General features: G+C 65.8%; 20 protein-coding genes. 11 read left to right on the top strand and 9 right to left on the bottom strand.

Annotated elements, in window-relative coordinates; genetic code table 11:
• The coding region (locus ACE039_RS26255) for a WG repeat-containing protein (RefSeq protein ID WP_485823744.1) at window positions 1-2050 on the top strand (2050 nt) is incomplete at its 5' end.
• A gap of 2 nt (window positions 2051-2052) precedes the next feature.
• Window positions 2053-4944, top strand: coding sequence for a WG repeat-containing protein (locus ACE039_RS26250; RefSeq protein WP_485823743.1), 2892 nt, complete (start codon window positions 2053-2055; stop codon window positions 4942-4944).
• A gap of 18 nt (window positions 4945-4962) precedes the next feature.
• On the opposite strand, the gene ACE039_RS26245 is transcribed toward ACE039_RS26250, so the two are convergent.
• Window positions 4963-5823, bottom strand: coding sequence for an isocitrate lyase/PEP mutase family protein (locus tag ACE039_RS26245; protein WP_485823742.1), 861 nt, complete (start codon window positions 5821-5823; stop codon window positions 4963-4965).
• Between the two features lie 104 nt (window positions 5824-5927).
• Here ACE039_RS26245 and ACE039_RS26240 point away from each other — a divergent pair, with 104 nt between their 5' ends.
• Window positions 5928-6809 (top strand): LysR family transcriptional regulator, encoded by an 882-nt coding sequence (locus ACE039_RS26240; RefSeq protein WP_485823741.1) that lies wholly within the window; start codon window positions 5928-5930, stop codon window positions 6807-6809.
• Window positions 6810-6860: 51 nt separating this feature from the next.
• On the opposite strand, the gene ACE039_RS26235 is transcribed toward ACE039_RS26240, so the two are convergent.
• The 3 genes from ACE039_RS26235 to ACE039_RS26225 form a co-directional block, all read right to left on the bottom strand.
• Window positions 6861-7676: a siderophore-interacting protein gene (locus tag ACE039_RS26235; RefSeq protein WP_485823740.1), complete on the bottom strand. Its 816-nt coding sequence runs from the start codon at window positions 7674-7676 to the stop codon at window positions 6861-6863.
• Between the two features lie 25 nt (window positions 7677-7701).
• Complete coding sequence (locus ACE039_RS26230; RefSeq protein ID WP_485823739.1) at window positions 7702-8424, bottom strand: PadR family transcriptional regulator; 723 nt, start codon at window positions 8422-8424, stop codon at window positions 7702-7704.
• A gap of 99 nt (window positions 8425-8523) precedes the next feature.
• A complete protein-coding gene (locus ACE039_RS26225) occupies window positions 8524-10575 on the bottom strand; it encodes a transcriptional regulator (RefSeq protein WP_485823738.1) in 2052 nt (683 codons plus the stop codon).
• A gap of 125 nt (window positions 10576-10700) precedes the next feature.
• Here ACE039_RS26225 and ACE039_RS26220 point away from each other — a divergent pair, with 125 nt between their 5' ends.
• Complete coding sequence (locus ACE039_RS26220) at window positions 10701-11549, top strand: class I SAM-dependent methyltransferase (protein WP_485823737.1); 849 nt, start codon at window positions 10701-10703, stop codon at window positions 11547-11549.
• Window positions 11550-11869: 320 nt separating this feature from the next.
• Here ACE039_RS26220 and ACE039_RS26215 read toward each other — a convergent pair whose 3' ends face one another.
• On the bottom strand, window positions 11870-13054 hold the full coding sequence (locus ACE039_RS26215; RefSeq protein WP_485823736.1) for a hypothetical protein: 1185 nt from the start codon (window positions 13052-13054) through the stop codon (window positions 11870-11872).
• The gene (locus ACE039_RS26210; protein ID WP_485823735.1) at window positions 13020-13322 is read right to left on the bottom strand and encodes a hypothetical protein; all 303 of its coding nucleotides are present in this window, start codon (window positions 13320-13322) and stop codon (window positions 13020-13022) included. The genes ACE039_RS26215 and ACE039_RS26210 overlap by 35 nt, the downstream gene beginning before the upstream one ends.
• Before the next feature lie 142 nt (window positions 13323-13464).
• On the opposite strand from ACE039_RS26210, the gene ACE039_RS26205 reads away from it, so the two are divergent.
• Window positions 13465-15498 (top strand): alkyl/aryl-sulfatase, encoded by a 2034-nt coding sequence (locus tag ACE039_RS26205; RefSeq protein ID WP_448708076.1) that lies wholly within the window; start codon window positions 13465-13467, stop codon window positions 15496-15498.
• Between the two features lie 63 nt (window positions 15499-15561).
• On the opposite strand, the gene ACE039_RS26200 is transcribed toward ACE039_RS26205, so the two are convergent.
• A complete protein-coding gene (locus ACE039_RS26200; RefSeq protein WP_485823734.1) occupies window positions 15562-16437 on the bottom strand; it encodes a helix-turn-helix transcriptional regulator in 876 nt (291 codons plus the stop codon).
• A gap of 125 nt (window positions 16438-16562) precedes the next feature.
• On the opposite strand from ACE039_RS26200, the gene ACE039_RS26195 reads away from it, so the two are divergent.
• Window positions 16563-18008 carry an MFS transporter gene (locus ACE039_RS26195; RefSeq protein WP_485823733.1) on the top strand — a complete coding sequence of 482 codons (1446 nt, stop codon included), beginning with the start codon at window positions 16563-16565 and terminating at the stop codon, window positions 18006-18008.
• 38 nt (window positions 18009-18046) lie between these two features.
• Here ACE039_RS26195 and proC read toward each other — a convergent pair whose 3' ends face one another.
• Both proC and ACE039_RS26185 read right to left on the bottom strand, forming a co-directional pair.
• Window positions 18047-18853 carry a pyrroline-5-carboxylate reductase gene (gene proC / locus ACE039_RS26190; RefSeq protein ID WP_485823732.1) on the bottom strand — a complete coding sequence of 269 codons (807 nt, stop codon included), beginning with the start codon at window positions 18851-18853 and terminating at the stop codon, window positions 18047-18049.
• A gap of 42 nt (window positions 18854-18895) precedes the next feature.
• Window positions 18896-20029 carry an alpha-hydroxy acid oxidase gene (locus ACE039_RS26185; protein WP_448708081.1) on the bottom strand — a complete coding sequence of 378 codons (1134 nt, stop codon included), beginning with the start codon at window positions 20027-20029 and terminating at the stop codon, window positions 18896-18898.
• A 261-nt stretch (window positions 20030-20290) separates the two neighbouring features.
• On the opposite strand from ACE039_RS26185, the gene ACE039_RS26180 reads away from it, so the two are divergent.
• From ACE039_RS26180 to dapA, 5 genes are read left to right on the top strand one after another with little or no spacing between them, the layout of a single operon-like run.
• Window positions 20291-21718, top strand: coding sequence for an FAD-binding oxidoreductase (locus tag ACE039_RS26180; RefSeq protein ID WP_485823731.1), 1428 nt, complete (start codon window positions 20291-20293; stop codon window positions 21716-21718).
• A 49-nt stretch (window positions 21719-21767) separates the two neighbouring features.
• Window positions 21768-22850: an ABC transporter substrate-binding protein gene (locus ACE039_RS26175; protein ID WP_105560043.1), complete on the top strand. Its 1083-nt coding sequence runs from the start codon at window positions 21768-21770 to the stop codon at window positions 22848-22850.
• A 20-nt stretch (window positions 22851-22870) separates the two neighbouring features.
• Window positions 22871-23950, top strand: a complete 1080-nt coding sequence (locus ACE039_RS26170) for an ABC transporter ATP-binding protein (protein ID WP_310032237.1) — start codon at window positions 22871-22873, stop codon at window positions 23948-23950.
• A 4-nt stretch (window positions 23951-23954) separates the two neighbouring features.
• Window positions 23955-25730: an ABC transporter permease subunit gene (locus tag ACE039_RS26165; protein WP_105560042.1), complete on the top strand. Its 1776-nt coding sequence runs from the start codon at window positions 23955-23957 to the stop codon at window positions 25728-25730.
• A 37-nt stretch (window positions 25731-25767) separates the two neighbouring features.
• Window positions 25768-26673, top strand: coding sequence for a 4-hydroxy-tetrahydrodipicolinate synthase (dapA, locus tag ACE039_RS26160; RefSeq protein WP_485823730.1), 906 nt, complete (start codon window positions 25768-25770; stop codon window positions 26671-26673).
• Window positions 26674-26799: the final 126 nt, after the last annotated feature.

Raw genomic sequence — 26799 nt, 5'->3', positions numbered from 1 at the left:
GTCGCCGGGCGCGGCGGACGCCGGCGCGACCGATGACGCCACCCGCGCGACCGGCCTGATGGATGCCGCGAAGGAAGGGACGCCGGCCGAGGCCAATCCCGGCGAGGCCGTCGACGCCGCAGGCATTGCCGTCGACGCCGGAGCCCCCGCGGATGCGGTTCCCGCGGCGGCAGCCGCCGATACCGCCGCGACCGTCATGACGGTCGTCGCGGCCCCGCCGACGGCCGTGGACAGCGCGCAGGCCGCGTCCGACCCGAATGCCGATACCGCCGCGGCCACCGACGTGACGGTATCCGCCGTTCTGGCAGACGGCGACAGTCAGACGACGTCCATGGCCGCGCCGGGCGTCGAAGCCCTGATCCAGATCTACGCCGAGGACGGCAAACCGCTGCTGGACGCCGACACCGTCGCGCGATTGCGCGCCTACGAGATCACCGCCTTTTCCCCGGGCAAGACCGCCGGGCGCAGCGGGGCCGCGGCGGGCATGCCGCTGGCGTTGCTGCGAACCGGCGACTACCAGCAGCCGCCGTCGATCCTGACGGCGTCGGGCACGGTGGTCTCGAACCCGGAATGGGAGGCCATCGACGCCTATGACGCAACGATGCCGCTGGTCGTGCGCACCTCCGGCGGCAAGTTCGGCGCCATCGACGGCAAAGGCGCCTGGGCCGTGCCGCCCAAGTACAGCGGCATCCGCAAGTTCAGCGGCGCCTATACCTGGGCCCGCACGTCGGACATGTCCCGCGACGACGCCTTGCTGATCGACGCGCGCGGCAAGACGGTGCCCATTCCCGCCGACGTCGCGGCCGACGCCACGCACCTTGACGGCGACCTGCTGCTTTACCGCGCGCCGGACGAGAACCGCGCACGCCGCTGGGGCATCTGGAACATCCGCCGGGGCGCGCCGGCGCTGAAACCCGTCTACGAACACATCGAGGAATTCGAAGACGACTGGGCCCGCGTCCAGGACAAGGACCACTGGGGCGTCGTCAACCGCGACGGCCAGTGGGTCGTGCGCCCCACGCACGAGAGCGCCTACAAGATGGAATACCTGGGCGACGGCTTCATGCTGGTGGACGACCCCGACGCCAAGGACACCGCCAACCGCTACGCGGATAGCCCGTACCGTCTGGTCGATCTTCGCACCGGCAAGGCCAGCGCCACCGTCTATGGCAAGCCCGCGAAGATCAAGGACGGACGCTATATCGGCGAACTGGCCGACGGCAGCCCCGTGCTGTTCGACGCGCAGGGCCACGCAACCCGCCTGTCGCAAGGCAAGCCGGAAAGCCGGGAGCAGTACGGCGACTGGGTCATCATGCGCAACGACGAACGCGAAGGCGCAATCGACGCCCGGGGCAATTTCGCCGTGCCCGCCCTGTATGGCGAATTCAATCCCTTCTTCGTGCAGCCGGAAGGCCTGGCGCGGGTCAACCTGGGCACCGGATACCGCTTGATTGACCAACGCGGCAAGACGGTGCTGGAAAAACGCGGGGACGGCTTTCCGTTGGCGTCGATGCAACGCCTGCTGTTCACCGACGCCTCGGAATCCAGCGCCATCATGACTGACCTGCAGGGCCGGGAAATCACGCGTTTCCCCGGCCGCTATTCGGTCGAGTACAACGGCGCCAGCGAAGGCGTGGCGCCCTACAGCGACGAAAGCGGCCGCTCGGGTTTCGTGAACGCGGACGGCAAGCGCGTCGTCGGCGCGCACTTCTCCCAACTCGGCCCGATGAAAGACGGCCTGGCCCGCGCGCGCCGCCTGGAGCGCACCGGCAAGCTGTATGGATTCATCGACTTGACCGGGCGCTACGCGATTCCGCCCGCGTTCAAGTGGGCCGACGATTTCCATGACGGGCGCGCAATGGTCCTTCGGGACGGTGGGGTCGAATTCATCGACACCCACGGCAAAATGACCGCCCTGTTCGGCGTGCTGTGCGACAAAGTGGTGATCTTCGACGCGGAGGAAAACCTCACGTGGCCGAAAGAGGCGCTGACCTGCCCCGAAGCCACGCAAGTGCCTCCCCCCGTCCTCGACAACGCCAAAGCAGAATAACCATGACGTCACGCGTGATCCGCACCACCCGACTCGCCTGCGCGATTGCCGCGCTGGGCGCCTCCCTGTCCGCGCATGCGCAAAGCGGCCATCTGTATTGCCTGGAAGAAGGCAGCTACCGCACCGACGCCAACGCCGACGCCATCTCCAGCAGCAGCCCCTTTACCAACGGCTGCATCCGCGCGCTGTCGGACGGACGCGCCGCGGTGTTGCTGCCCTCGGCCCTGGAGAACATCAACCGCGTCCCCATGGACCAGTCACTGCGCCGCCACGCCTGGGGGTTCCTGGACCCGAACGGCCGGCTGGCGATCCGGCCGCTATTCGAGGATGTGCGCGACTTCCGCCACGGCCTGGCCGCCGTGCAATGGCAGGGAAAATGGGGCTTTATCGACACGCGCGGGCGCATGGCCGTGCCGCCGCGTTATGACAGCGTCCAGGACTACGCCGAGATCGGCCTGGCCGTGGCCATGCTGGACGGACGCCAGCAATTGATCGACCGCCAGGGGCAACCCGTGGGCGAACCCCTGGACACGGGCATCCAGAACCTGTTCCTGGCCGATGGCGTGCCGGCCCGGGCCGCGGTGCAATACAAGCAGGAATACCGCGGCATCAATGGCGAACGCCGTTTCGCCAAGCCCGGCATCACCATCACGCAGTCCTATGGCCAGGGCCTGTACATCGCCATCAACGACGAACACCGCTACGGCGTGGTGGACGGCGATTGGAACTGGTTGGTCGAACCGGTCTACGAAGACATCCTGACGCAGCACGACAGCCGCCCGGCCGTGGCCTATAGCCGCGACGGCGCCGTGCTGATCGGCACGGACGGCAAGGTGACCGGCGCGGACCAGCATTACAACAGCCTGCAGCCGGTGGGCAAGGCGTTCTGGAGCGCCGAACTGGATGGCCGCAAGGGCTATGCCGTGCTGAATGCCGCAGGCGCGGTCGTCACGACGATGAAACCGGACGAAGCCCAGGAGTCCCAGCGTTTCCAGGACACCCTCGTCTACCCCGTGGGGGAAACGCTCATGGCGCTGGTGCCGGGGCAGCCCGCACCGATCAAACTGAGCGACGCGTCGACGCCGACCCAGAACGAAGAAGGCTTCGTGATATTCGCTGACCAGACGGGCGCGCCCGCCGGCGTGCTGACGCCCAAGGGCGTCTGGCTAAGCGGCGACACCGCGCCTGCCTGGTTGCCGCAGGCAGGACCGATGGAGCTGCGCCATGGCCGGCTGTGGATCCGGAAGCAGGAAGGCGGGTTGCTGAACGTCCTGGATGCCGACGGCCGCGTACTGCTCAAGCCCGAAGCGGTGGAAGCGACGCAGAGCATGGAACTGAAGGCGCCGCCGTTGAACATCCCGGGCGCCCCGCTGGGCATATTGGGCCAGGGACATTGCCAATGCGGCATGACAGGCGCCGGCCTGATTCTGGCCGACGGCAGCTGGGTCACCGATCCGTGGTGGACGGACCTGATTGCGCTGGACGATTCCGATGAGCGCCGGGCCGACGACCCGGAATACCAGGACGGCCCGACCGCGCTGAAGCCCGAACAACTGCGCTACGCGGCCGAGACCGAACGCGGCCTGCAACTGCTGGACGCCAACGGCAAGCCGTTGCCACTGCCGCCGCAGCAGCATATCGGCACATTCCGCCACGGCTATGCGCTGACCTACGCCGCCGGCGTCAACCGCATGGTCGACCGCGAAGGCAAGACTTACGACCTGCCCGATGTCTTCCAGACCGACATCGTCGCGCCCGGCGTGGTCCGGTACTTGAAGACGGCCAGCGAAGACGCGCGATGGGGTCTGTACGATTTCGTGGCCGGCAAGGAACTGGCCGCCCCCGCTTTCCACCAGATCGGCCACTTCCAGAACGGCCAGGCCGTGGCCTCGCTGGGCGCGGACCGCGTGGGCGTGATCGATCTGCAGGGACGCTGGGTGGTGCCGGCGGCGCATCACGGCGTCGCCCGCATCAACGACAAGCTGTGGAAGGTATGGCAGGCCGGCGGGCAGGCAGAAGACTATGAACGCGCCGCGGCCGTGTTCAACGACCAGGGCCGCGCGCTGACGTCGTTCCAGCCGCACCTGCAGGTAACCGCGGCAGCGGGCGGAACCATTTCGGCAGACGGCGAGCAGAACCGCTGGATCGTGTCGGCCGACGGCAGCAGCGCGCTGGACCTGCAAGACGCCACCTACGCTCGCGTTGGCGACTGGCTGGAGATCCGCCGCGCCGTGCGCTATGGCTATCTGAACGCACAGGGCGCATGGCAGATTCCCCCCACGGCGGCTGTCGGATCGATCTTCCAGGGCACGCCTGCGCGCGCGCTGTCCACCGACGCCACCGGGACGCGATTGATCGACGCCACGGGCAAGACCGTCTCGACCCTGCCGGGCGGCGAGTGGCGCTGGCCGCAAGGGTCGGACTGGCTGCTTCGGCATTACGTCGCGAACGGCAAGCCCATGACCGAATACACCGCGCCGGACGGCAAACCGCGCATGAAGGTGGAAGGCACGGCGTCGGCGTTCTCGGCCGGCCGCGCGGTCACGCTGCTATCCACTCGGGCGGTGCGCGCGGTCGACGCCAAGGGCGCATTGAGCGGTCCGGCGTTCGACGCGCTGGGCGCCCTGCACGACGGCCTGGCGGCCGCGCGCACCGACCTGGACTTCGGCTACGTGAACGGCCAAGGCAAGTTCGTCATTCCCACCGCCTACAGTGCGGTCACGCCTTTCGCCGGGAAGCGCGCCGTCGTGTCCACGATGGATCTGTCGAAGATCATCGACCCTGCCGGCAATGCGCTGGCCCGCGTCGAGATGGTGTGCGGCATGCGCGCGCTGTACGGCAGCGCCGGCCAGCGCCTGTGGCCGCCGTCCCTGCCGGCGCGCTGCCGCCGCTAGGGTCGAGGCGTTGGACGCTTATTGCGCGTCCAACGCCAGATAGCGCTGCGTCTGCACGATGGCTTCGCGCTCTTTGAAACTTGTCAGGCGGTCGGCCAGCGCGCTGCTGTCGCCGGTCTGCCGGATGGCCGCCAGCGTGGCCTGCATGGCGTGGATGGCGGCGCGTTGCAGGTCCGACGGAATGATGGCCAGGCGATAACCCATCGCCGCCAGGTCGGGCAATGGCACCAGCGGCGTCTTGCCGCCGTAGAACATGTTGATCAGCTTTAGTCCCGGCAGGCGTTCGGCGATGGCCCGTATCTGCGCCAGCGTTTCGGGCGCTTCCACGAAAACCATGTCGGCGCCCGCCTTCACATAGCGTTCCGCGCGCGCGATCGCGGCGTCAAAGCCTTCGACCGCGATCGCGTCCGTGCGCGCGATGACCAACGCATCGGCATCCGAAAGCGTCTGGCGCGCAATGTGCACCTTGCGGCACATTTCGTCGGCGTCCACCAGGCTCTTGTCGTCCAGGTGGCCGCACCGCTTGGGAAACGACTGGTCTTCGATATGGAAGGCCGCCACGCCCGCGCGCTCCATGATGCGCACGGTGCGCTCCACGTTGGCCGATCCGCCAAAGCCCGTGTCGGCGTCCGCCACCACCGGCAGGCCGCTGGCGTCGATGATCTTTTCCACGCGGTCCATCACTTCGGTAAAGCTAAGCAGCCCGATGTCCGGATAGCCCGCCGCGCGCGCAATGGCGCCGCCGCTGGCGTACACGGCATTGAAGCCCGCAGCGGCCACCAGCCGGGCCGACATGCCGTCATAGGCGCCGGGCGCCACGACGATGTCTTGGGCCAGATGCTGGCGCAACAGGGTGCTGGGTTTGATGGGCGTGTTCATGCGGGTTCCTTGAGGGCAATGAATCGATGCCTGCATCATCGGCCCGCTGCAATAGAATGTCCAATATATGGAAAATTGACAATCAGTACTTTTCAGGTATGAATATGGAACTGCGTCATTTGCGCTATTTCGTCGTAACCGCCGAGGCCCAGCACTTCACGCGCGCGGCGGAACTGCTGGGCATGGCGCAGCCCCCGCTCAGCCAGCAGATCCGTCAGTTGGAGCAGGAAGTCGGCACGCCGCTGTTCGACCGCACGGGCCGCGGGGTCATGCTGAACGACGCGGGGCGGGCCTTCCTTGCCTGCGCGCAAGACATCCTGCACCGCGCGCAAGCCGCCGTGCAAACGGCGCAGCGCGCCGCGCGCGGCGAGGTGGGAGAACTGACGTTGGGCTTCACCGAATCCGCATCATTCAACGGCGTGGTGACGGCGCTGATCCGCCAATACCGGCAACAATATCCCGACGTGGAGATGACGCTGTCGCAAGGCGATAGCGAGACGCTGGTGGCTCGCTTGCGCGAAGGCGCCATCGACGCCGCCTTCGTGCGGCCGCCGTTCGCGCTGGATGGCGGCCTGACGTTCACGCAGCTGGCGGAAGAACCGCTGGTGGTAGCGTTGCCCCTGGGCCACGCATTGGCGCGCAAGAAACGGCTGACGCCCGCGGACCTGACACAGGAGCGCTTCATCCTGTATTCCCGAAAGTCCGGGTATGGCCTTAGCGCGGACATCATGGCGGCGTGCCGGCAGCACGGCCTGAACCCGCTGATCGGCCAACGGGCACCGCAGTTGTCGTCGGCGGTGAACCTGGTGGCGGCAGGCATGGGCGTGGCGGTGGTGCCGGAGTCGTTGCGCCACCTGCGTCCCGACGGCGTTGTCTACCGCCCTTTCGCGCTGGACTGGCCGCGGGCGGTGCTAGGCCTTGCGGTGCGGCAGGACCGGCTTGGAGGAAAGGTGGAAAACCTGCTTCGCCTGACGCGCAAGACGTAAGGCGCAAGGCGTAAGGCGTCATGGACGGCGGCCACGTTGCAGGTCGGTCGGTCAGTCCTCGTGCGACTCGTGCACGGCCACGGCGCCACGCTTCCAATAGCTGGCGGCGCGAATGCGGCCCTTGTCGATGCCATGCTGCGACACCATGATTTCGCGCACGGCCTTGGCCACGGCGGATTCAGCTGCCACCCACACATAGCCCTCGCCTGCGGGCAGCACCAGTTCGCGCGCCGCTTCCAGCAGCAAGGTGCTGTAGCCCGGCGCGTTGCCGTCGCGGTGCAGCCAGCGCACGGACGTTTTAGCGGCCGACGGCAGCGGGATCTGGTTAGCGGCGGACGGCACTTCAATCAGCACCAGCGCCTGGGCGGCGGCGGACAGTTCTTCCAGGCGGCGCGCCATCGCCGGCAGCGCGGTTTCGTCGCCGATCAGTACGTGCCAGTCGAAAGCCTTGGGCACCACGAAGGAACCGCGCGGGCCGCCGATGCCCAGCGTCTGGCCGGGTTCGGCCTGCTCGGCCCAGGTGGACGCGGGGCCATCGCCATGCAGCACGAAGTCAATGACCAGTTCGCGGCGAGCCGCATCGAAATAGCGCGGCGTGTAGTCGCGCGCGGCCGGCTTGGGCGCGCCGTCAGGAAACTTGACGCCATCAGGGCCGACGGTAGGGACCACCGGCGGCAGCGACGGGTCGGCAGGGAAAAAGAGCTTTACGTGGTCGTCGAACGAGGCGGACACGAAGTCCTGCAGGTCGTCGCCCGTGAAGGTGATGCGGGCCAGCAGGCCCGCGATGCGTTCGGTGCGCGCGACAGTCAGCACGCGCATTTTCAGGTTGTGGCGCACGCGCTCCACGTTCAAATCGGTACGGGTCATTAACGTTCCAAATCGGGGGAAAGGATCAAGCACAGGGCTTGCCGTTGATCTCGTCGGTGGCGCGCGCCAGGATGGCGGCAATGCGCCGTTGTTCGGCAGGCGACGCGTCGGTGCGATCCAGCAACGCCTGCCGGAGGGCGTGCCGGGCTTCCACGAATTCCGGAAGCCAGCCGGTGCGCATGTCCTGGCCTTCCGGGCCCAGGTTGCGGGGCTCGCCGCTCCAGGCCTGGCGCATCCAGTCCATCTTGCGGGCGATGTGCTTGAAACGGTTGAACATCATGGTCAGGCGGCTACGGTTGGCCTCCAGATGCGCCTTGCCGGGTTCCGCCAGGTGGTAGCGCTTCTTGGCGCCGTCCTGCTCAACGGTGGCGTAGCCCAGCTCTTCCAGATAGGTCAGCGCGGGGTAGACCATGCCCGGGCTGGGCGTGTAGAAACCGTTGCTGAGCGTGCCCAGGGCCTTGATGAGTTCGTAGCCGTGGCTGGGGCTTTGCTCAAGCAGGCCCAGCAGCATCAATTGCAGATCATCGGCCGACACGCGGCGGCCGCGCGTGAAGCCGCGCCCATCGCCGCCGAAGCCGTCGGCATCGCCCCGGCCATCGGGCGAGCCCGAAAACCAGTCGCCGCCCGAGGCCGCATGGCGGGGGTGATGGCCATGATGGCCATGATGGTCGTGGTGGCCATCATGGCCGTGGTGATCGTGATGACCATGGTGGCCATGGCGGTCGTTTTGAAAGTGGGAATGTCGCATCGGTTCGCTCTTAAGATGTATCTTTAGATATATATCTTACGATACACCCACAAAAATCCAGCCGTCAAGTGCGACGTTCAAACCCGCGTGCAACGGGCTTCACTCTGACCCGATCCGTCTGGCGCCCGCTTTGAACAAGGCCTGGGCCTCGGGCGTCAGCCGGAACGCAGCCAGGAAATCCCCCACGCGGTAGGCAGGATGCGACTGGCGGATCAGGGCCAGGAAGCCCAGCGCCTCATCCACCCGGTCGGCGATGGCCAGGCAGTGGGCGGCAATCGCCAGGATGTGCACATGGGCGTTGGGACGCATCGCCGCCTTGACCGCCCAGTCGGCAGCTTCCTCGATCTGTCCCAATCGGACCAGCGCAAGCGCCCGTACGGCCAGCATGCCGAACATCAAGGGATCGAAGGGGCTGAGATGGCGCGAATGGTCCGCCGACCCGATCGCCGCCTGGGCGTCGCCCGACTGGCAATGGACGAACCCCAGCGTGTAGTGCCCCAGGGCGAAATTCGGGCTGAGATCCACGGCGCGCCGCAATTCCGCGAGCGACGGCTCCTGGCTCCCGCGCAGCCATAGCGCCCGGCCCATGGCCCAATGCGCCGCCGGATCCCGGTCGTCGGCGCTCAGGCTCTGGCCAGCGGCTTTGAACGCCAGGTCCACCGCCGCTTTCTGCTCGCCCCAGCGCTGGAACGCCGCCTGCCAATAGGTAAAGGACAGTCCCGCATAGGCCCGCGAATATGTGGGGTCCAGCCGCACCGCCATCTCGAAAAAATGCCGCGCAAGGGCATTGTCCGCCTGGTTGAACCGGTACATATGCCACAGGCCGCGATGATGCGCCGACCACGCATCCAGTGAATTCGGCGGTGTGAGAATGGCACGGCTGCGCTCGGCGGATTCGATCTCGATGTCGATCGACGCGACGATTCGATTGCCGATCTCGTCCAGCGCCACGAATGCGTCGTCCAGCGTATGGTCGAAGGCTTCCGCCCAGACGATGCGCGCCGTCCGCGATTCGACGAGCGCCACGTCCACGATGATCCGGTTGGTCAGCCGGCGCAGCGAGCCGCTCACCACAAAGTCCACATTCAGCGTGCGGCCGGCCTCCTCCGGCCCCACGCTGCGCTGGTCCAGGGCGAATACCGTCCCCTGCGCAATCACGAACAGACTACGCAGCTTGGCCAATCGGGTGATGATGTCGTAAGCCAGCCCATCGCCCAGCCCGCCCCGCACGCCGCCGCGGGCCGATGCGTCCGCGAATGGCATGACGACGATCGAGGCCCGTCCGGTTCTTTCCCTGCCGCCTTCGGACGGGTCGGCGATCAGCGGCTTGTCGGCGCCGCCCGCCGGTGTCGGCGGGTCTTCCGGGGTAAGCCGAAGCAGTCTCCAGGCATGGCGCAGCGGCCGCCAATCCAGCCCCTCGTCCCCGAAGGCGCGTATCGCGGCGGCCAGGTGCTCTTCGCCCTCGCGAAGCCGCCCCCGGTCGTTTAGCGATTGCAGCATCAGCGCGTGCGCGCGCCGGTCGAAAGGCGCCAGGCGCAACCAATTGTCCAGGCAGGCGTAGCGCTCCTCGGACCCGGCCGGTAGACACGCGGCCAGGTGTTCCATCACCGCCGCCTGGCAGCCCCTTAATCGCCGCCGTTGCGCCACCACCCAGCTGTCGAAAAGCGGGCACGACTTGAGCTGCAGGCCGTCCAGGAAATCACCCGCGAACAACGCCGCCAAGCTGCGCAGCCGCTCCACGCCGACGCTGCTGATGCCTTGCCGCATCGCCTGCTCGGTATCGAGGACATCGACAAGGCAATCTTGCAGGTCGAGCGTCACCGCGTCTTGATCTGCCAGGATCCGGCGGCGGTCCGGCTCGTCGAGCAAGGCTCTTGCCTTGCTGAGGCACCATCGGAGTTCGCCGCGGGGATCATTCGGAACGTCCCAGAGCAGCTCGCACAGGTGCGTGCGCGTCACCGCGTGCGGGGCGAGCGCAAGATAGGCGATCAACGCGCGCAGCTTGCGTGAGGGCGGCAAGACCAAAGCGGCGCCCGCCCGGCTGATCCTCATCGGCCCAAGCATGCGGACACGAATGGCGGTTCCATCCCCGGGAAAATCCGGATGCTCCGCCGAGACAGATTCCACGCCGGCTACCACGCCCGCCTCCACGTCCCGGCCTTACGGTTGACTCCGGATCGCACGACACGCCTATGCCTACGCACTCCTGCCTGTGATTCCGCGTCGTGCCGGTGATATCCGCCAGCGCGCCACCCCCGTCCTAATGGAGACAGACCATGTCCGCATTCACCACCGCCCAGGCTCAAACCCAAGATCACGCGCAGCCCGACCTGACCGCCCTGAAAGCCCGGCAGCAAGCCACCTGGTCTTCCGGAGATTACGCCGTCGTGGGCACCACACTGCAGATCGTCGGCGAGCAACTGTGCGAATCCCTTGACGTCCGTGCCGGACAGAAAGTCCTCGATGTCGCGGCCGGCAACGGCAACGCCTCGCTGGCTGCGGCCCGGCGCTGGTGCGAGGTCGTCGCGACCGATTACGTTCCCGCGCTGCTGGGACGCGCCCGCGAGCGCGCCGCGGCCGAACGCCTGAAGATCGAATTCCAGGAAGCCGATGCCGAGGCACTGCCCTTTGCACCGGCCAGCTTCGACGCCGTGATCTCCACTTTTGGCGTGATGTTCACGGCCGACCAGGACAAGGCCGCCGCCGAGCTGATCCGCGTATGCCGCCCCGGCGGCAAGATCGGCCTGGCCAATTGGACGCCGGACGGCTTCGTAGGCCAGGTATTCAAGACCATCGGCAAGCATCTGCCGCCGCCGGCCGGCGTCAAATCGCCCGCGCTGTGGGGCACCCGGGCGCGCATCGACCAGATGTTCGGAAGCCACGCCACCGCAATCCAGGCGGAGCCCCGCCATTTCGTGTTCCGTTACCGTTCGCCGGAACACTGGCTGCAGGTCTTCAAGACCTATTACGGGCCGGTCCTTAAAGCGTTTTCCACGTTGGAACCCGCTGCGCAGGGCGCCCTGGAAAGCGATCTCATAGCGCAAATAGACCGGTTCAATCGCTCTGGCGACGCCGGGGTGGTGGTGCCCAGTGAGTACCTCGAGATCGTGATCACCCGCCGGTAACCGGGCGGCGAACCACGTCCCCTTGCAACCGGAGTCATCCGGGCGGACGGCAAGCAGTAGATGGTCCATGGCGCGACACCTTCACGCCCGTGCGCGCACGGGCGGCTCGAACGACGCGAAGCAGTGGCATGCAAAGCTGGCACGCGGGCTGTCGCCCAGGCCAGGCGGGACTGATCCTCTGCCTGAAATCATACGCCTGACGGCGGCGGCCGGGCGCGCCCACGGCCGTCAGGCGCGACGTTCAAACACCCCTGCCGCAATGCCCGCCACGATCAGCGCCATGCCCGCCAACAGCGAGGCGGCTGCCGGTGTTCAGAAGGCTAGAGCAACGTGAACAGCAACTTGGACAGCGTGCTCTTCAACGGCCATTGCATCGAGATCAAAAGCAGCATGGGCAAGGCGGCCGGCAGCAGGATCTTCAACAGCACGGATTTATTGACGATGGCGCCCCGCATCGACGCGACCGCCTGATAGATGGCTTGCACGTCCGCCACCGGCCCCAGTTCGGGCGCATCCAGCATGGGATCGTCCGGCACGTCTTTGCCCTGTATCCACTTTTCATGGACCAACCGCCCGTGCAGGGACACGAACGCGCCGTAATCAAGCAGCGCCTGCCGCTTGACGCGCAATAGCAATGGCGTGAACACCAGCAGCGGCGCCAGTCCGATGATCGTAAGCACCACCAGCAGCGCCACAATCTGGCCGTAAAGCGAGGGCACCATCACCCCGTGATACAGGACTTCATGCGCCCAGACACCCGCCACCACGGCCGAAACGGAAAACAGGAAAGGGCCGTAGACGACGGGCAGCCGCGTGAGAAAGCCCAGACCGCCCATGCGGTCGGGATGGCTGGGTACCAGCTTCAGAGGCAACGCCGCGATCCTCAACAGCAGTAGTCCCAACATTATCAGCCGCCATACCCAGGCAAGCAGCAGGATCGAGAAAATAGGCCGCGTCACGAGTAATAGCCACCAGACGCCGAAGCTGAGACTGTGGCTGCCTGAATCCGCCCAACGCAGTTCGTCCAGATTGGGAGAGAAGAACAGGACGGCTATCCACGTGACGACAAACACGGTAATGACGATCCACGGCGCGACCCGGTTTCGCAGCGCCGACACGCCGATCAGGACCTGATCAAACCTGGCGGACAAGGCGTCGTCAACAAGCCCGGATTGCCGGAACTCGCGCAAGCCCACGGGAATGAGCTTCTGGGCAATGCCTTCGGCCAGCACCAGCAGTGGAATGGCGATAAGACAGCGAACATGAATGCCGATATGGCCGAGCAATGGCTCGTTGTCTTCCAGTGATTCGATGGCCGTGCCGGCCAGCCATGCGGCGATCACCAAAGGCAGCCAGGCAATCAGTGCATAGGCGACGGCACGTCGCGCGAAGCCGCCGCCACCGGCAGGGATCAACCCGATTCTGCGCTGGATGCGATAGAAAAGGTCATCACGCACCAGCGAAAACTGATCAACCGCGTTGGCCGCCCCATGATGCTGATCCATCCTGACTCCCGGTAAATACCGTTTGCGCCATCGATACATCGAACACGTCATTGACTACTGAAACGCCACGCGCTTGCGCGGACAGCAAAACCACCAACAAGGCAATTCTCGCTTCGCGTGAATATCGCATGCTGGCAGTGCGCTTTGCAAGACAGGCATATGACGGCAATAACCAGGCATCAAGAATTCTATATTCGGCACGTCCGTTTTTGTGTAGGCTGAGAATAATCGCCTGCTGCCCGGGGCGCCGTTTCAGCGTGATCTTCAATGGGTTATCGCTGCACGCGAGCCACGCACGGCATCAGGCCGAAGCTGTTTGCCGAATCCCGTATTTTCGTGACCTTGTTGCCCGATGGAACCGCGTATTCGACGCCGGTTCGCCCATTTCAATGCATGGAGAAATCGTCATCATGAAGCTCACTCGCGGTGCGAACGCCCCCTCATCCACTCACAATCGCCTTGGCAAGCCATTGAAGGGCGGTCGCTTGACGTCGGCCGCGTTAGCAACGTTGCTGTTTGCGACAGCGCCCTCGGCGTGGTCGCAGCAGGCGCCCAAACCGGCCGAAGACGCGACCAAACAGGCCAATGCCGCGCTCCTGAAGGCGCTGCCTTTTTCGGACAAGACGTCATTCGAGCTGGCCCACAAAGGGTTCATCGCCCCGCTTCCCACCGAGATGATCAAGGGCGCCCAAGGCAACCTGGTGTGGGACCCCGGCAAGTACAACTTCATCAAAGAAGGCTCTGAGGCGCCGGATACCGTCAACCCCAGCCTGTGGCGCCAATCGCAACTTTTGAATATCTCTGGCCTGTTCCAGGTCACGGATGGGATCTACCAGGTGCGTAACCTGGACCTGTCCAACATGACGATCGTCGAGGGCAAGGAAGGCCTGACGATCATGGATCCGCTTATTTCGACCGAGACGGCCAAGGCGGCGTTGGACCTCTATTATCAGCACCGGCCAAAGAAGCCCGTGGTCGCGGTTATCTATACCCATAGCCACGTGGATCACTACGGCGGCGTGCGCGGCGTGGTGGACGAAGCCGACGTCAAGGCCGGCAAGGTCAAGATCTACGCCCCGCTGGGCTTTCTTGAACACGCCGTGGCGGAAAACGTCATGGCCGGCACCGCGATGAGCCGACGTGCCAGCTACATGTACGGGAACCTGCTGCCGCCCAGCCCGACCGGCCAGGTCGGCGCCGGCCTTGGCACCACGACGTCCGCAGGTACCGTGACGCTCATCCCGCCCACCGACATCATCGAAAAGACGGGCGAAACGCGCACCATCGACGGATTGACGTATCAGTTCCTGTACGCCCCGGGCAGCGAAGCCCCCGCCGAAATGCTGTATTACATCAAGGAAAAGAAGGCGCTGAACACGGCGGAAGATTCCACCCACACCTTGCACAACACCTATTCGTTGCGCGGTGCGAAGATCCGCGACCCGCTGGCCTGGTCGAAGTACCTGAATGAAGCGCTGGCCATGTGGGGCGATGACGTGGAAGTCATGTACGCCATGCATCACTGGCCGGTGTGGGGCAAGAAAGAGGTCCAGGAACAACTGGGCACGCAGCGCGACATGTACCGGTACATCAACGACGAGACCTTGCGCCTTGCCAACATGGGATACAACAAGGAGGAAATCGCCGAACAGGTCAAGCTGCCGAAGGCGATCGCCACCAAGTTCTCCAACCGGGGCTATTACGGCTCGTTGAATCACAACGTGCGGGCCACGTATGTGCTCTACCTTGGCTGGTTCAACGGCAACCCCGCCACCCTGCATACGCTGCCCATCGAAGAAGGGGCAAAGCGCTATGTCGACATGATGGGCGGCACGGACGCCTTGCTGAAAAAGGCCCGGGAATACTACGCCAAGGGCGACTACCGCTGGGTGGCCGAGGTGGTCAACTACGCGGTCTTCGCGGACCCCAAGAACCAAGCGGCGCGCGATTTGCAGGCCGACGCCCTGGAACAGATGGGCTATCAGGCCGAAAGCGGTCCGTGGCGCAACTTTTACCTGACCGGCGCAAAGGAACTCCGCGAAGGCGTGAAGAAGTTGCCCGTGCCTGACACCGCCAGTCCCGATACTGTCCGGGCCATGACGCTGGACATGCTCTTCGACTATTTCGCGGTCCGCTTGAACCGCGACAAGGCCGAAGGCAAGCACGTCGTACTGAACCTGGACTTCACCGATACCAAGCAGCAGTACACGCTTGAGATGGTGAACAGCGTCCTGAACCACACGGAAGGCAAGCCCGCGAAAGACCCCAGCGCCAGCGTATCGCTGACGCGCAAGACGCTGAACGACATCATGCTGAAACAGACGTCGCTCAAAGACGCGCTGGCCAAGGGAGACGTCAAGCTCACTGGAGACCAGGCCAAGCTGAACGACGTCTTCGGTTCGCTGGACGACTTCGAATTCTGGTTCAACATCGTGACGCCGTAAGCACCGGGACGGCAGCGGGGCGGCGCTTGCACGAGCCGCCCCGGCCCGGTCGGCATTCCGTCTTCAACAGCGGCCCGTCGCGGCTTCCGCGCGGGCCTGCAGCCAGCGTGTGAAGTCATCGGCGCGCGGCTCGTCCGGCGCCGGCGCATACACGACCAGCCGCAGATGGCGACTTTCATCGACCGACAGCGTGGCATGTTCGAACGCCAGGTCGCCCAATGATTCCACATGCAATCTGCGTTGGCCCATGCAGGCGCCATGCACGTCGTGCTCCCGCCACCAGCCCTTGAAATCCGGCGACACGCTTTCCAGTTCGTCGACCAGTTCAGCAATGTCCGGCGCGCCCGCCGCGCTGGCGAAGTCGCGGCGGAAGGTCGATAGCATCGCGGGCGCCTGCGCTTGCCAGTCGACGAACACGTGCCGCATCGCGGGCGCCACGAACAGCATCCACAACAGGTTGCGCCGGCCGGGCGGCTGCGCCGAGAAATCGAAGACGTGATCAGCGGCGGCGTTCCACACAACGACGTCCCAACGCAGATTCAGAATGTAGGCGGGCCGCGCGGACAGGTCGTCCATCAGCCGGCGCACTTGTGGCGGCACGGTGCACCAGGTGCGGCCGGGCTCTGCTGGCGGACGTTGGTGCGCAAGCAGATACAGGTGGCGGCGTTCGGCCGCATCCAGCTTCAACACGCGCGCCAGGTTTTCCAGGAAGGTGGCCGACACACTGATGTTGCGCCCCTGTTCGAACCAGGTGTACCAGGCCAGGCCCACACCGGCCAGCGCGGCAACCTCTTCGCGGCGCAGCCCCGGTGTGCGGCGGCGGCGCCCGGCGGGCAGCCCCAAGTCGGTGGGGCTGAGACGTTCGCGGCGCAGACGCAGGAATTCGGACAGGTCCGCGCGCGTGCGGTCCAGGCGTTGGGGAGTCGGAAGGTCAGTCATCGGGCGATGGAGGCAGGCGTTCTGTGCGGCAGGCTATTGCGTTCAGTAATAGCATAAACGGCTAAATTGTATAAGGCTGGAAGCCCGCCCAGAATAGCGCCAATCCTGTTTCCGATGGCGTGTCCATGACTTCGACTTCCCTGCGCGCCGCTTGCGCGCCCCCCGCATCCGGCGCGCCCGCGCTCAGCCCGCTGGGCCTGGCCGTGCTGCTGTCCGGCGGCTTCATCACGATCTTCGACCTGTTCGTGGTGAACGTGGCCATCCCCAGCATGCAGACCACGCTGTCGGCCAGTTTTGCGCAGATCAATTTCATCATTGCCGCCTACGAATTGGCATACGGCGTGCTGCTGATCGCTGGCAGCCGGTTGGGCGACCGCCACGGCCGGCGCCGCTTGTTCATGTTGGGCATGGCCGGTTTTGCGGTGGCGTCCGCGCTATGCGGATTGGCGCCCACGGCCAACACGTTGATCGGCGCGCGCATCCTGCAAGGCGTGGCGGCCGCGATGCTGTTCCCGCAGGTGTACGCGCTGATCCGCGTCAGCTATGACGGTCACGCGCGGCGGCGCGCATTCGGCCTGTTGGGCATGACGCTGGGGCTGGCGGCCATCGCCGGCCAGGTGCTGGGCGGCTGGATCGTTCATGCGGACGTGTTTGGACTGGCGTGGCGCGCCATCTTCCTGATCAACGTGCCATTGGGGCTGCTGGCGTGGCCGCTGGCGCGCCACATCCCCGAATCCCGCGAGGCGTCAGGCCCGGCGATGGACTGGCCCGGCGCGGCGCTGGTGGGCGCGGGGCTGGCCTTGCTGCTGCTGGCGTTGATCGAAGGGCCGGCGCGGCAGTGGCCGGCCTGGACTCTTGCCAGCGGTGGCGCTTCGATCGTCCTGCTGGCGCAGTTCGTGCGCATGCAGCGCCGCGTGCAGGTCCGGGGCGGCGTGCCGCTGGTCGACATGAGCTTGCTTGCGCAGCCCCGCTTTGCCGCCGGCTGCCTGCTGGTGATGCTGGTGTTCTCGACCGCCAGCGCAATGTTCCTTTGCTACGCCCTGCTGGTGCAGACCGGCTTCGGCCTGGACGCACTGACCGCCGGGCTGATATTCGCCCCGGCCAGCGTGGGTTTCGTAGCGGGGTCGATGGCCGCGCCGCGGCTGGTGGCGCGCTTTGGCACCGGCGCCATCGCGGTGGCCGCGTTGCTGTATGGCGGAGCGACGGCGGCGTTGATGGCGCATGTCGGCGCCGCGGGCGCCGCGCTGGCGCCCTGGTCGTTGGTCCCCGCGCTGGTGTGGCTGGGCGCGGCGCAAGGCGCGGTCAATACGCCGCTGGTGAATCTGGTGCTGGGCCTGGTGGAAGACCGCCAGGCCGGCATGGCGGCGGGCGTGGTGTCGACGTTGCAGCAAGTGGGCGCCGCGCTGGGCGTGTCGGCGGCCGGCATGCTCTTCGGTGGCGCGCTGCATGCGCACGCGGGGACCGGCGCGCCCGAGCGTTACGCCCAGGCGTTCGCGTCGGCCCTGCAATTCAACGTGGCGGCGATCGCGGCGTCGACCTTGCTGCTGTGGTGGCTGGGCCGGCGGCGCTGAAATGGTAGACGCCGCGTGCTTTTCAGCGGTATCCCGGCCTACCCCGCCGACAGCTCGCGTGCGCGCTCTTCGGCCCTATGCACCGCCTGCGCGATCGCGTCGGCAACGCCGGCTTGCCGCAAGTGCGACAGCGCGGCGTAGGTGGTGCCGCCCTTGGAGGTGACACGATCCTGAAGGTCGGCCAGCGGCACGTCTTCGCTCGCGGCCAGCCCCGCCGCGCCGCGAAACGTGGACACGGCCAGCCGGCGCGCATCGGCAGCGGAAAATCCCAGTTCCAGTGCGCCCTGCGCCAGCGCCGCCATGAAGTGGAAGACGTAGCCCGGCCCGCTGCCCGTCACGGCCGTCACCGCGTCGATCATGGCTTCGCTGTCGGTCCAGATGCGATCGCCCACCGCGGCGAACAAGGCGTCCACCCGCGCGCGTTCGGCATCGCCGCACGCCGGCGTGGCGTAAAGGCCGGTCATGCCCAGCCCCACCTTGGCCGGCGTATTCGGCATGGCCCGCACGATGCGCGCGTGTCCGCCCAACCAGTCCGACAGCGACGCCAGTTGCACACCCGCCGCGATGCTGACCACGGTGGCCCCGGGCGACAGATGCTGACGCACCTGGCCACAAGCTTCGCGCAACACCTGCGGTTTGGTGGCCAGCACGCACAACGCGGCGTCGGCGATTTCGGGATCAACGCTTTCGCGGCAGTGCAGGCCACGCGCGGACAGCGCGTCGCGCGTGGGCGCATAGGGCTCGATTACAAGGAAGTCAGCTTGTTGGCGGCCCTGTTCGAGCAGCCCGTCGATGATGGCGGAGGCCATGTTGCCCCCGCCGATGAAGACGATCTTTTCACGCATGTTGCTCTGATTCCAGGAAAGATGGGATGGCAAGAAAGGCATTCAGCGCTTTCGCACCGCGGTGGCGTCCACCGCGCCGATGCGGTCGCGGCCCAATAGTCTGAGGGTGTTGCCGAGTTCGGTGCGCAGGATCGCAAGGACTTCGTGTGCACCGGCCGGTCCGCGCCCTGCCAATCCGTACAGGGGCGCTCGGCCCAGCAATACGGCGCGCGCGCCCAGCGCCACGGCTTTGGCAATATCGCTGCCGCGCCGCACGCCGCCGTCCACCAGAATTTCCAGCGACTGCCCAAGTTCTGCCGCCACCTCTGGCAGCACCTCGAGCGGGCACGGAGCGCTTTCCAACTGCCGACCGCCGTGGTTCGACAACACGATGCCGTCGACGCCATGCGCGTGCGCGCGCCGCGCATCGGCCAGGCCCTGGATGCCCTTGATCACGATGCGGCCGCGCCAATGCCGGCGCAGCCAGGCAACATCGTTCCAGCTTAGCGCCAGGTCCATCTGGCGGCTTAGCACCGAGGCCTGTTCCGTGATGTTCTCGCGCGCGTTGGCGCTAACGGCCAAGTTCTTCAATTGCGGGCCGCCGTGGCGCAACATCCGCCAACACCACCCCGGGTGCGCCGCCAGGTCCATCAGCAGCCGGCGCGATGGCCGCAGCGGCAGCGAGAAGCCATTGCGCTTGTCGTGGTCGCGGTTGCCGTGCACCGGCACATCCACCGTCAGGAACAGCACGGTGTAGCCGTTCTGCCAGGCGCGGTCCATCAGGTGTTCGGCGATGCGACGGTCGCGCTGCACATACAGCTGCAGCCAAAGTTCGCCCGGCGTGGCGGCGCGCACGTCTTCCAGCAACGAGGTCGACGCGGTGGACAGCACGAAAGGCAAGCCCGCCTGATGCGCGGCGCGCGCCAGATGCACGTCGGCTTCCGGCCAGAACAAGCCGTTCAGGCCCGTGGGCCCGACGATGGCCGGCATGGCAGCCGAGGCGCCCAGCACCGTGGCGTCCAGACGGCAATCCGTCACGTCCACCAGCACGTCCGGGCGGAATTCCACGTCGGCGTACGCGGCCCGGTTGCGAGCAAGCGCCAATCCGTCTTCCGCCCCGCCCTCCAGATAATCAAACGCTAGCCGGGGCAGCCGCTTTTGCGCCTGCCGCCGGTACTCCATCACGCTGGGAAGCATGTCCCTTCCTTGATTTGCAGGAGCCGAATAGAATTGCATTTCACACGATATGATTGTATTTCGATCATTTTGAAAACCGCAATCGGGGGCTGCCATTAGGCCCGCTGGCGCCCGGTATCAGACGGATTCACCCCTAGTACATACCCTAGAATCGATTGAAGTACGATTAATCAAATCGAAAAGCGATTTAAGTAATCGTATGCTGTGCCTCAATGCGCTCGGATTTCCACTGACGTCCGGGCCCCATTCGGGACCACAGACATGACTAACGGCACGACCCTGCTAGACGCGTTGACCCAGGCCCTGGGCACGGACGCCATCCTTCATTCCGACGCCGATACGGCCGGCTATACCGAAGACTGGCGTGGCCGGTACAAGGGCCCGACCCTGTGCGTTGCCTTGCCCGGCAACACGCAGCAGGTAGCCGACATCGTCCGTTTGTGCAACGCGCATGCCACGCCAGTGCTGCCGCAGGGCGGCAACACCAGCCTGTGCGGCGGCGCCGTCCCGGATGCCGACGGCAAGCCGCCCGTCATCGTGAACCTGGCGCGCATGCGCAAGATCCGCCGCGTCGACGCCGCCAACAACTCCATGGAAGTCGAGGCCGGCTGCGTGCTGGCCACCGTGCAGCAGGCCGCAGCCGCCGAAGGCCGGCTGTATCCCATCAGCCTGGGGGCAGAGGGCTCCTGCCAGATCGGCGGCACCATCGCCACCAACGCGGGCGGCACGGGCGTCCTGCGCTACGGCAACACGCGCGACAACATCCTGGGCCTGGAAGTGGTGCTGCCGGACGGCGGCATCTGGAACGGGATGACGGCGCTGCGCAAGAACAATACGGGCTTCGATCTCAAACACCTGTTCATTGGCGCCGAAGGCACCATGGGCATCGTCACCGCCGCGGTATTGAAGCTGCATCCGCTGCCCACCGCCCACGCCGTGGCCTGGTTGGCGCCGGACAGTCCTCAAGCGGCGCTGGATATCCTGGGCCTGTTCCAGCGCGCTTGCGGCTCGCGCCTGTCGGCCTTCGAGATGATCGACAGCAACCAGCTGGATATCGTGATGACGCATGTGCCGGGCCGCAAGAACCCGCTGGCCGGCGCGCATCCCTGGCACGTGCTGGTGGAACTGTCGGACACCGGCAGCGGCGCCGAACTGCAAGACCTGTTGCAGCAAATACTGGAACAAGCCTCCGAGCAAGACCTGCTGCATGACGCCGTCATCGGCAGCAACGACACGCAGCGCGCCGCGCTCTGGGAGGTACGTCACAGCGTATCGGAAGGCAATAAGAAGGCCGGCGTGGGGCTGACGACCGACAGTGCCGTGCCGGTCGCCAGCGTGCCGCATTTCATCGAAGCGGCCACCGCCGCGGTGCGCCGCCTGGTGCCGGACCTGCCCGTGCTGATTGTGGCGCACCTGGGCGACGGCAACGTGCACTTCATCCCCTTCTTCACGTTCGACGCCTGGCATGCGCTGCCCCAGCGCGACGCGATGGCCGCCGAGATCCGCCGCGCCGTCAACGACGTGGCCGACGCGCTGGGCGGCACGTTCAGCGCCGAGCACGGCGTGGGCCGCACGTCGCTGGCCGAAATGGCGCATTACAAATCGCCCGTCGAACTGGCGATGATGCGCGCGCTGAAGTCCACCTTTGATCCCGCCAATCTTTTCAACCCCGGCCGCTTGCTGCCTTGAGCCGTCGTTCTTGATCCGTCGTCCCTGACCCGACCCGCAGGAGTCTTCCATGAAATCGACCCTCCACAACGCCTCGCGCCGCAGCGCGCTTAAAACCGTTGCCGCCGGCGCTGCCGCGTTGGCCATGCCCATGATCTGGACGCCGTCGCGCGCGGCGTCCAAGCGCATCGTCGTGCGCGACGACGGCGGCATCTACAGCAAGGCGTATGGCGCCGTGTTCTACAAGCCGTTCACGGAAGCCACCGGCATCCAGGTCGTGGGCGTGCAGGCAAACGCCGAACCCACCGCGCAGATCCGCAGCATGGTGGACACCGGCAACTACACCTGGGACATGGCCAAGATCAGCCAGCCCGCCATTCTGATGCTGACCGAAGGCGGCAAGGTCTACCTGGAAAAGCACGGCCTGGAATCGGACCCGGTCGTGGCCACCATCCCCAAGCAATACATGTCGCCCTACGGCGTGGGCAACAACGTCTACGCGACCGTGCTCGCCTACCGCACGGACGCGTTCAAGGGGCGCCGCGCCCCGGCCTCGTGGGCGGATTTCTGGAACGTGAAGGACATTCCCGGCCGCCGCGGCTTGCGCAAGCACCCGTTCGACACCATCGAAGAGGCGCTGATGGCCGATGGCGTGCCCACCGACAAGGTCTACCCCTGCGACATCGACCGCGCGCTGGCCAGCCTGGACAAGGTCAAATCGTCAGTGGACGTGTGGTGGAACACGGGCGCCCAGGTCGAGCAGATGCTGGGGTCGGGTGAAGTCGACATGATCGCCACGTGGGTGTCCCGCGCGCAATCGGCCATCGCCAACGGCGCGCCGGTGCAAATCGTCTGGGACCAGAACATCTGGGGTTGCGACAACTGGTCCATCCTGAAAGGCACGCCCAACGCCGACGCCTGCCGCGAATTCATCAAGTTCGCTTCCGACCCCAAGCGGCAGGCCGCGCTGGTGGAGTTCTTCGCCGCCGGCGTCACGCAGCCAGCCGCCTTCGACTACATCAAGGCCGACGTGGCGCGCAATTGCCCCACCCACCCCGACAACATCAAGACAGGTCTGCACATCAATGCGGCGTACTGGCTGGACAAGCAGCGCGACGTGCTCGAGCGCTTCAACGGCTGGGTCCTGAAGTAATTCTCTCCTGAATGAACACCATGTCTTCTTCCAATCTGCAAATCTCGGGCCTGGGCAAACGCTACGGCGACTTCGTCGCCTTGGCGCCCACGCACCTGGACGTCGCTCGCGGCGAGTTCCTGACCCTGCTGGGTCCGTCCGGCTCCGGCAAAACCACCCTGCTGAGCCTGATCGCCGGCCTGGCGCAGCCCGACGAGGGCCGCGTGCTGATCGACGGCGCCGATGTCACCTACGGCGCGCCGTATGAACGGGATATCGGCATGGTGTTCCAGAACTATGCGCTGTTTCCGCATATGAGCATCGAGGAGAACATCGCGTTCCCCCTGAAGATGCGCAAGGTGCCCGCCGCCGAGGCCCGCCGCCGCGCCCACGAAGCGCTGGAAATGGTGCGTTTGCCGCACGTCGCCGCGCGCCTGCCGCGCGAACTCTCCGGCGGCCAGCAGCAACGCATCGCGCTGGCGCGTTGCATGGTCTACCGCCCGGCCATCATTCTGATGGACGAACCGCTGGGCGCGTTGGACAAGAAGCTGCGCGACCAGATGCAGCTTGAGATCAAACGCATCCACCGCGAGCTGGGCACCACCATCGTCTACGTGACGCACGACCAGGAAGAGGCCATGACCATGTCCGACCGCATCTGCCTGATGAACGGCGGCGCGATCGAACAGCTGGGCACGCCGGCCGACCTTTACTTCCGTCCTCGCACCCTGTTCGTCGCGGACTTCCTGGGCGAATCGAACCTGCTGCAAGGCGAAGTGACGTCGGTGGACGGCGACACCCTGACAGTGAAGCTGGCCCACCAGGGCGTGACCGGGCAGGCGCTGTCCAACGGCGCGCCTATCAAGGCGGGCCAGAAAGTCACGGTGATGCTGCGTCCGCAGAACCTGCGCGTGGCCACCGCCGGCCCCGGGCTGACGGGCAAGCTGCTGGACGTGATGGTGACAGGCAGCCTGACCAAGCTGTATCTGGATTCGGGCGTGGCGGATGCCGCACCGATCGTCGTGGCCTACCCCACCCAGCGCCAGGCCGAGCAATACGCTATCGGCCAGCCGCTGACGGTCAGCTGGCAGGCCGCGGACGCGGTGGCCATTGCGGAGTGAACGCATGACAACCCTTGCCAATCCTCGCAAGCGCATGAGCCCGGGCCGCCGCCATTTCCTGATGGCGGCTCCGCTGGTCGTGCTGCTGCTGGTGCTGCTGATCTACCCCGTCGGCCAACTGCTGCTACTGAGCGTCGTCGGCGAACAAGGCTTCAGCCTGGCGCAATACCATCGCCTGTTCGAATCGTCGGTCTACGTGAACGTACTGCTGATCACGTTGAAGATCTCGCTGTGGACAACGTTCTTCTCGGTGGTGGCGGGCTATCCCGTGGCCTACCTGATCTCCAGCCTGACGGCCAAGCGCAAGACGTCGCTGCTGTTCTGGGTGCTGTTGTCTTTCTGGACCAGCTTCCTGGTCCGCACCTTCGCCTGGGTCGTGCTGCTGGGCCGCAACGGCGTCGTCAATCAGTTGCTGCAGGCCCTGGGCATCCTGGATGCGCCGGCCAACCTGCTCTACAACTTCGGCAGCGTGCTGGTTGGCATGGTGCATGCACTGATGCCGCTGGCGGTGCTGACGATGCTGTCCGTCATGGAGAACATCGACCGCAACCTGCCTCGCGCCGCGTCCACGCTGGGCGCGCGACCCGGCACGGCATTCTGGAAGATCTACTTCCCGCTGTCGATGCCGGGCGTGGCGGCGGCCGCCATCATGGTGTTCGTGACGGCCATCGGCTTCTTCATCACGCCCGCGCTGCTGGGTGGCCGCAAGGAAACGATGATCACGCAGATCATCATCGATCAGGTCCAGCAAACCATGAACTGGGAGTTCGCCGGCGCGGTGTCGGTGTTGCTGCTGGTGGTCGTGCTGGTGGTTTTCGCCATCTACGACAAGGTGCTGGGCCTGTCCACCATGACGGGCGGCGCGTCCACTCGCGTGCGCGCATCGGGCAAGGAAAGCCTGTCCCGCCGCGCGGGCGACGCGGTGTTGACCGTGCTGGCCAACGTGTCCGACGCGCTGTTCGCGCTGCTGCCCAAGCGGCTGCGCCGCTCGGTGTCCGGCACCGGCCAGTCGCGCACCTTGTGGTGGGTCGTGCTGGGCGTGCTGGCTTTCCTGAGCGCCCCCGCGTTCCTGATGATCCCGTTGTCGTTCGATTCGGGTTCCGGCCTGACCTGGCCGCCCAAGGGCTTTTCGCTGCAGTGGTACGAACAGATGTTCACGTCGCCGGTGTGGATGCAGGCGATCACCCGTTCGTTGATCGTGGGCGTGGGCACCGGCCTGCTGGCCATGTTGATCGGCACACCCGCTGCCTTCCTGCTGGTGCGCGCCAATATGCGGGGCAAGTCGGCGATGCTGGCGTTCGTGTTGTCGCCCATCGTCGTGCCGCGCATGATCATCGCCGTGGGCATGTTCTATTTCTTCGCCCGCGTCGGCCTGGTGGGCTCCACCATTGGCCTGATTCTGGCGCATACGGTGGTCGCCGTGCCCTATGTGGTGATCACCATGATGGCGGTGCTGCGCAACTACGACACGCGCCTGGACCTGGCTGCGCAAAGCCTGGGCGCAGGCCCCTGGGCCACGCTGCGCTTCGTGACCTTCCCCATTCTGGGGGCTGGCCTGATGTCGTCGTTCCTGTTCGCGTTCGCAACGTCGTTCGATGAACTGACGATTGCGCTGTTCGCCTCGGGCGGTTTGAACGCCACGTTGCCCAAGCAGTTCTGGGACGAAGTGACGCTACAGATTTCTCCGGTGATCGCCGCCGTCTCGACGTGCCTCTTCATCTTCATTGCCGCGCTGATCTGGCTGGCCGACCGGCTCCGCCGCCGCAGCCTGGCCAACTGACCCCTGCGCGTTTGTATTACCTCTTAGGATTCGCAACATGTTGAATGCAACCCATCTTCGCGGCGTTTTCCCCGCCATCCCGACGCCGGTCCACGCCGACGACACCATCAACGTCCCAGCCGCCCGCGCGCTGATCGCCTACCTGCTCAAGCAAGGCATCGACGGCATCGTGCCGTTGGGCGGCACGGGCGAATACGGCGCGCTGCCCCGCGCCGAACGCATCCGCATGTGCAAGCTGACGGTGGAGGCCGTGGAAGGCCGCGTGCCGGTGATCCCCGGCGTGCTGGACCCCGGTTTCCACGACGCGCTGCAGGCCGGCCAAGAATTCGCCGAAGCCGGCGCCGATGCGCTGATGGTGTTGACGCCGTACTACACGACGCCCACGCAAGCCGGCATCCGCGACTATTTCCTGCGCTATGCGGACGCGTCGCCGCTGCCCGTCATGATTTATGAAATCCCGTACCGCACCCGCATCGCGATTGCGCCGGAAGTGCTGCACGAATTGTCGCGCCACGAGAACATCATCGGCATGAAGGCGTGCAACACCGACATGTACCATTTCCTGCGTACCGTGGCAGGCGTGGACGAGTCGTTCGCGGTCTTCAGCGGCGAAGATACGCTGCTGCCCGTCCACCTGGCCGCAGGCGCCCGCGGCGGCATCGTAGTAACGGCAAGCCTGCTGCCCACCGCCTGGCGGAAGGTGTACGCGTTGGCGGCCGAAGCCCCCACGCAAGAGTCGATGGCGCTGCATCGCCGTTTGATTCCGCTGATGAATCTGGCGTTCGCAGAGACGAATCCGGGGCCGATGAAGTCAGTGATGGATTTGATCGGCGTGAACGCGCCGGAAGTGCTGGATCCGCTGGTATCTCCGGCAAACGACTTACAGGTAGCGCTGCGGGCAGAGTTAGGGCCTTTGCTCAAGGAGTTCGAGGGGGTGGTTTAAGGGGGGGATCTGGTTTGGGGTGGTTTGGAGAGGGGCTTTTTTTGCTGGGCTTTGCTTTTTGAGGTTGTTGGTTCTTTAGACGCCCGTCGCGGCAGCCCCCCGGGGAGTGCGGGTCAACGATTGCGG

It is taken from the genome of Achromobacter maghribensis (assembly GCF_057334215.1).
The sequence above is the reverse complement of the archived record's forward strand: the minus strand, read 5'-3'. Positions and strand labels throughout refer to the sequence as shown.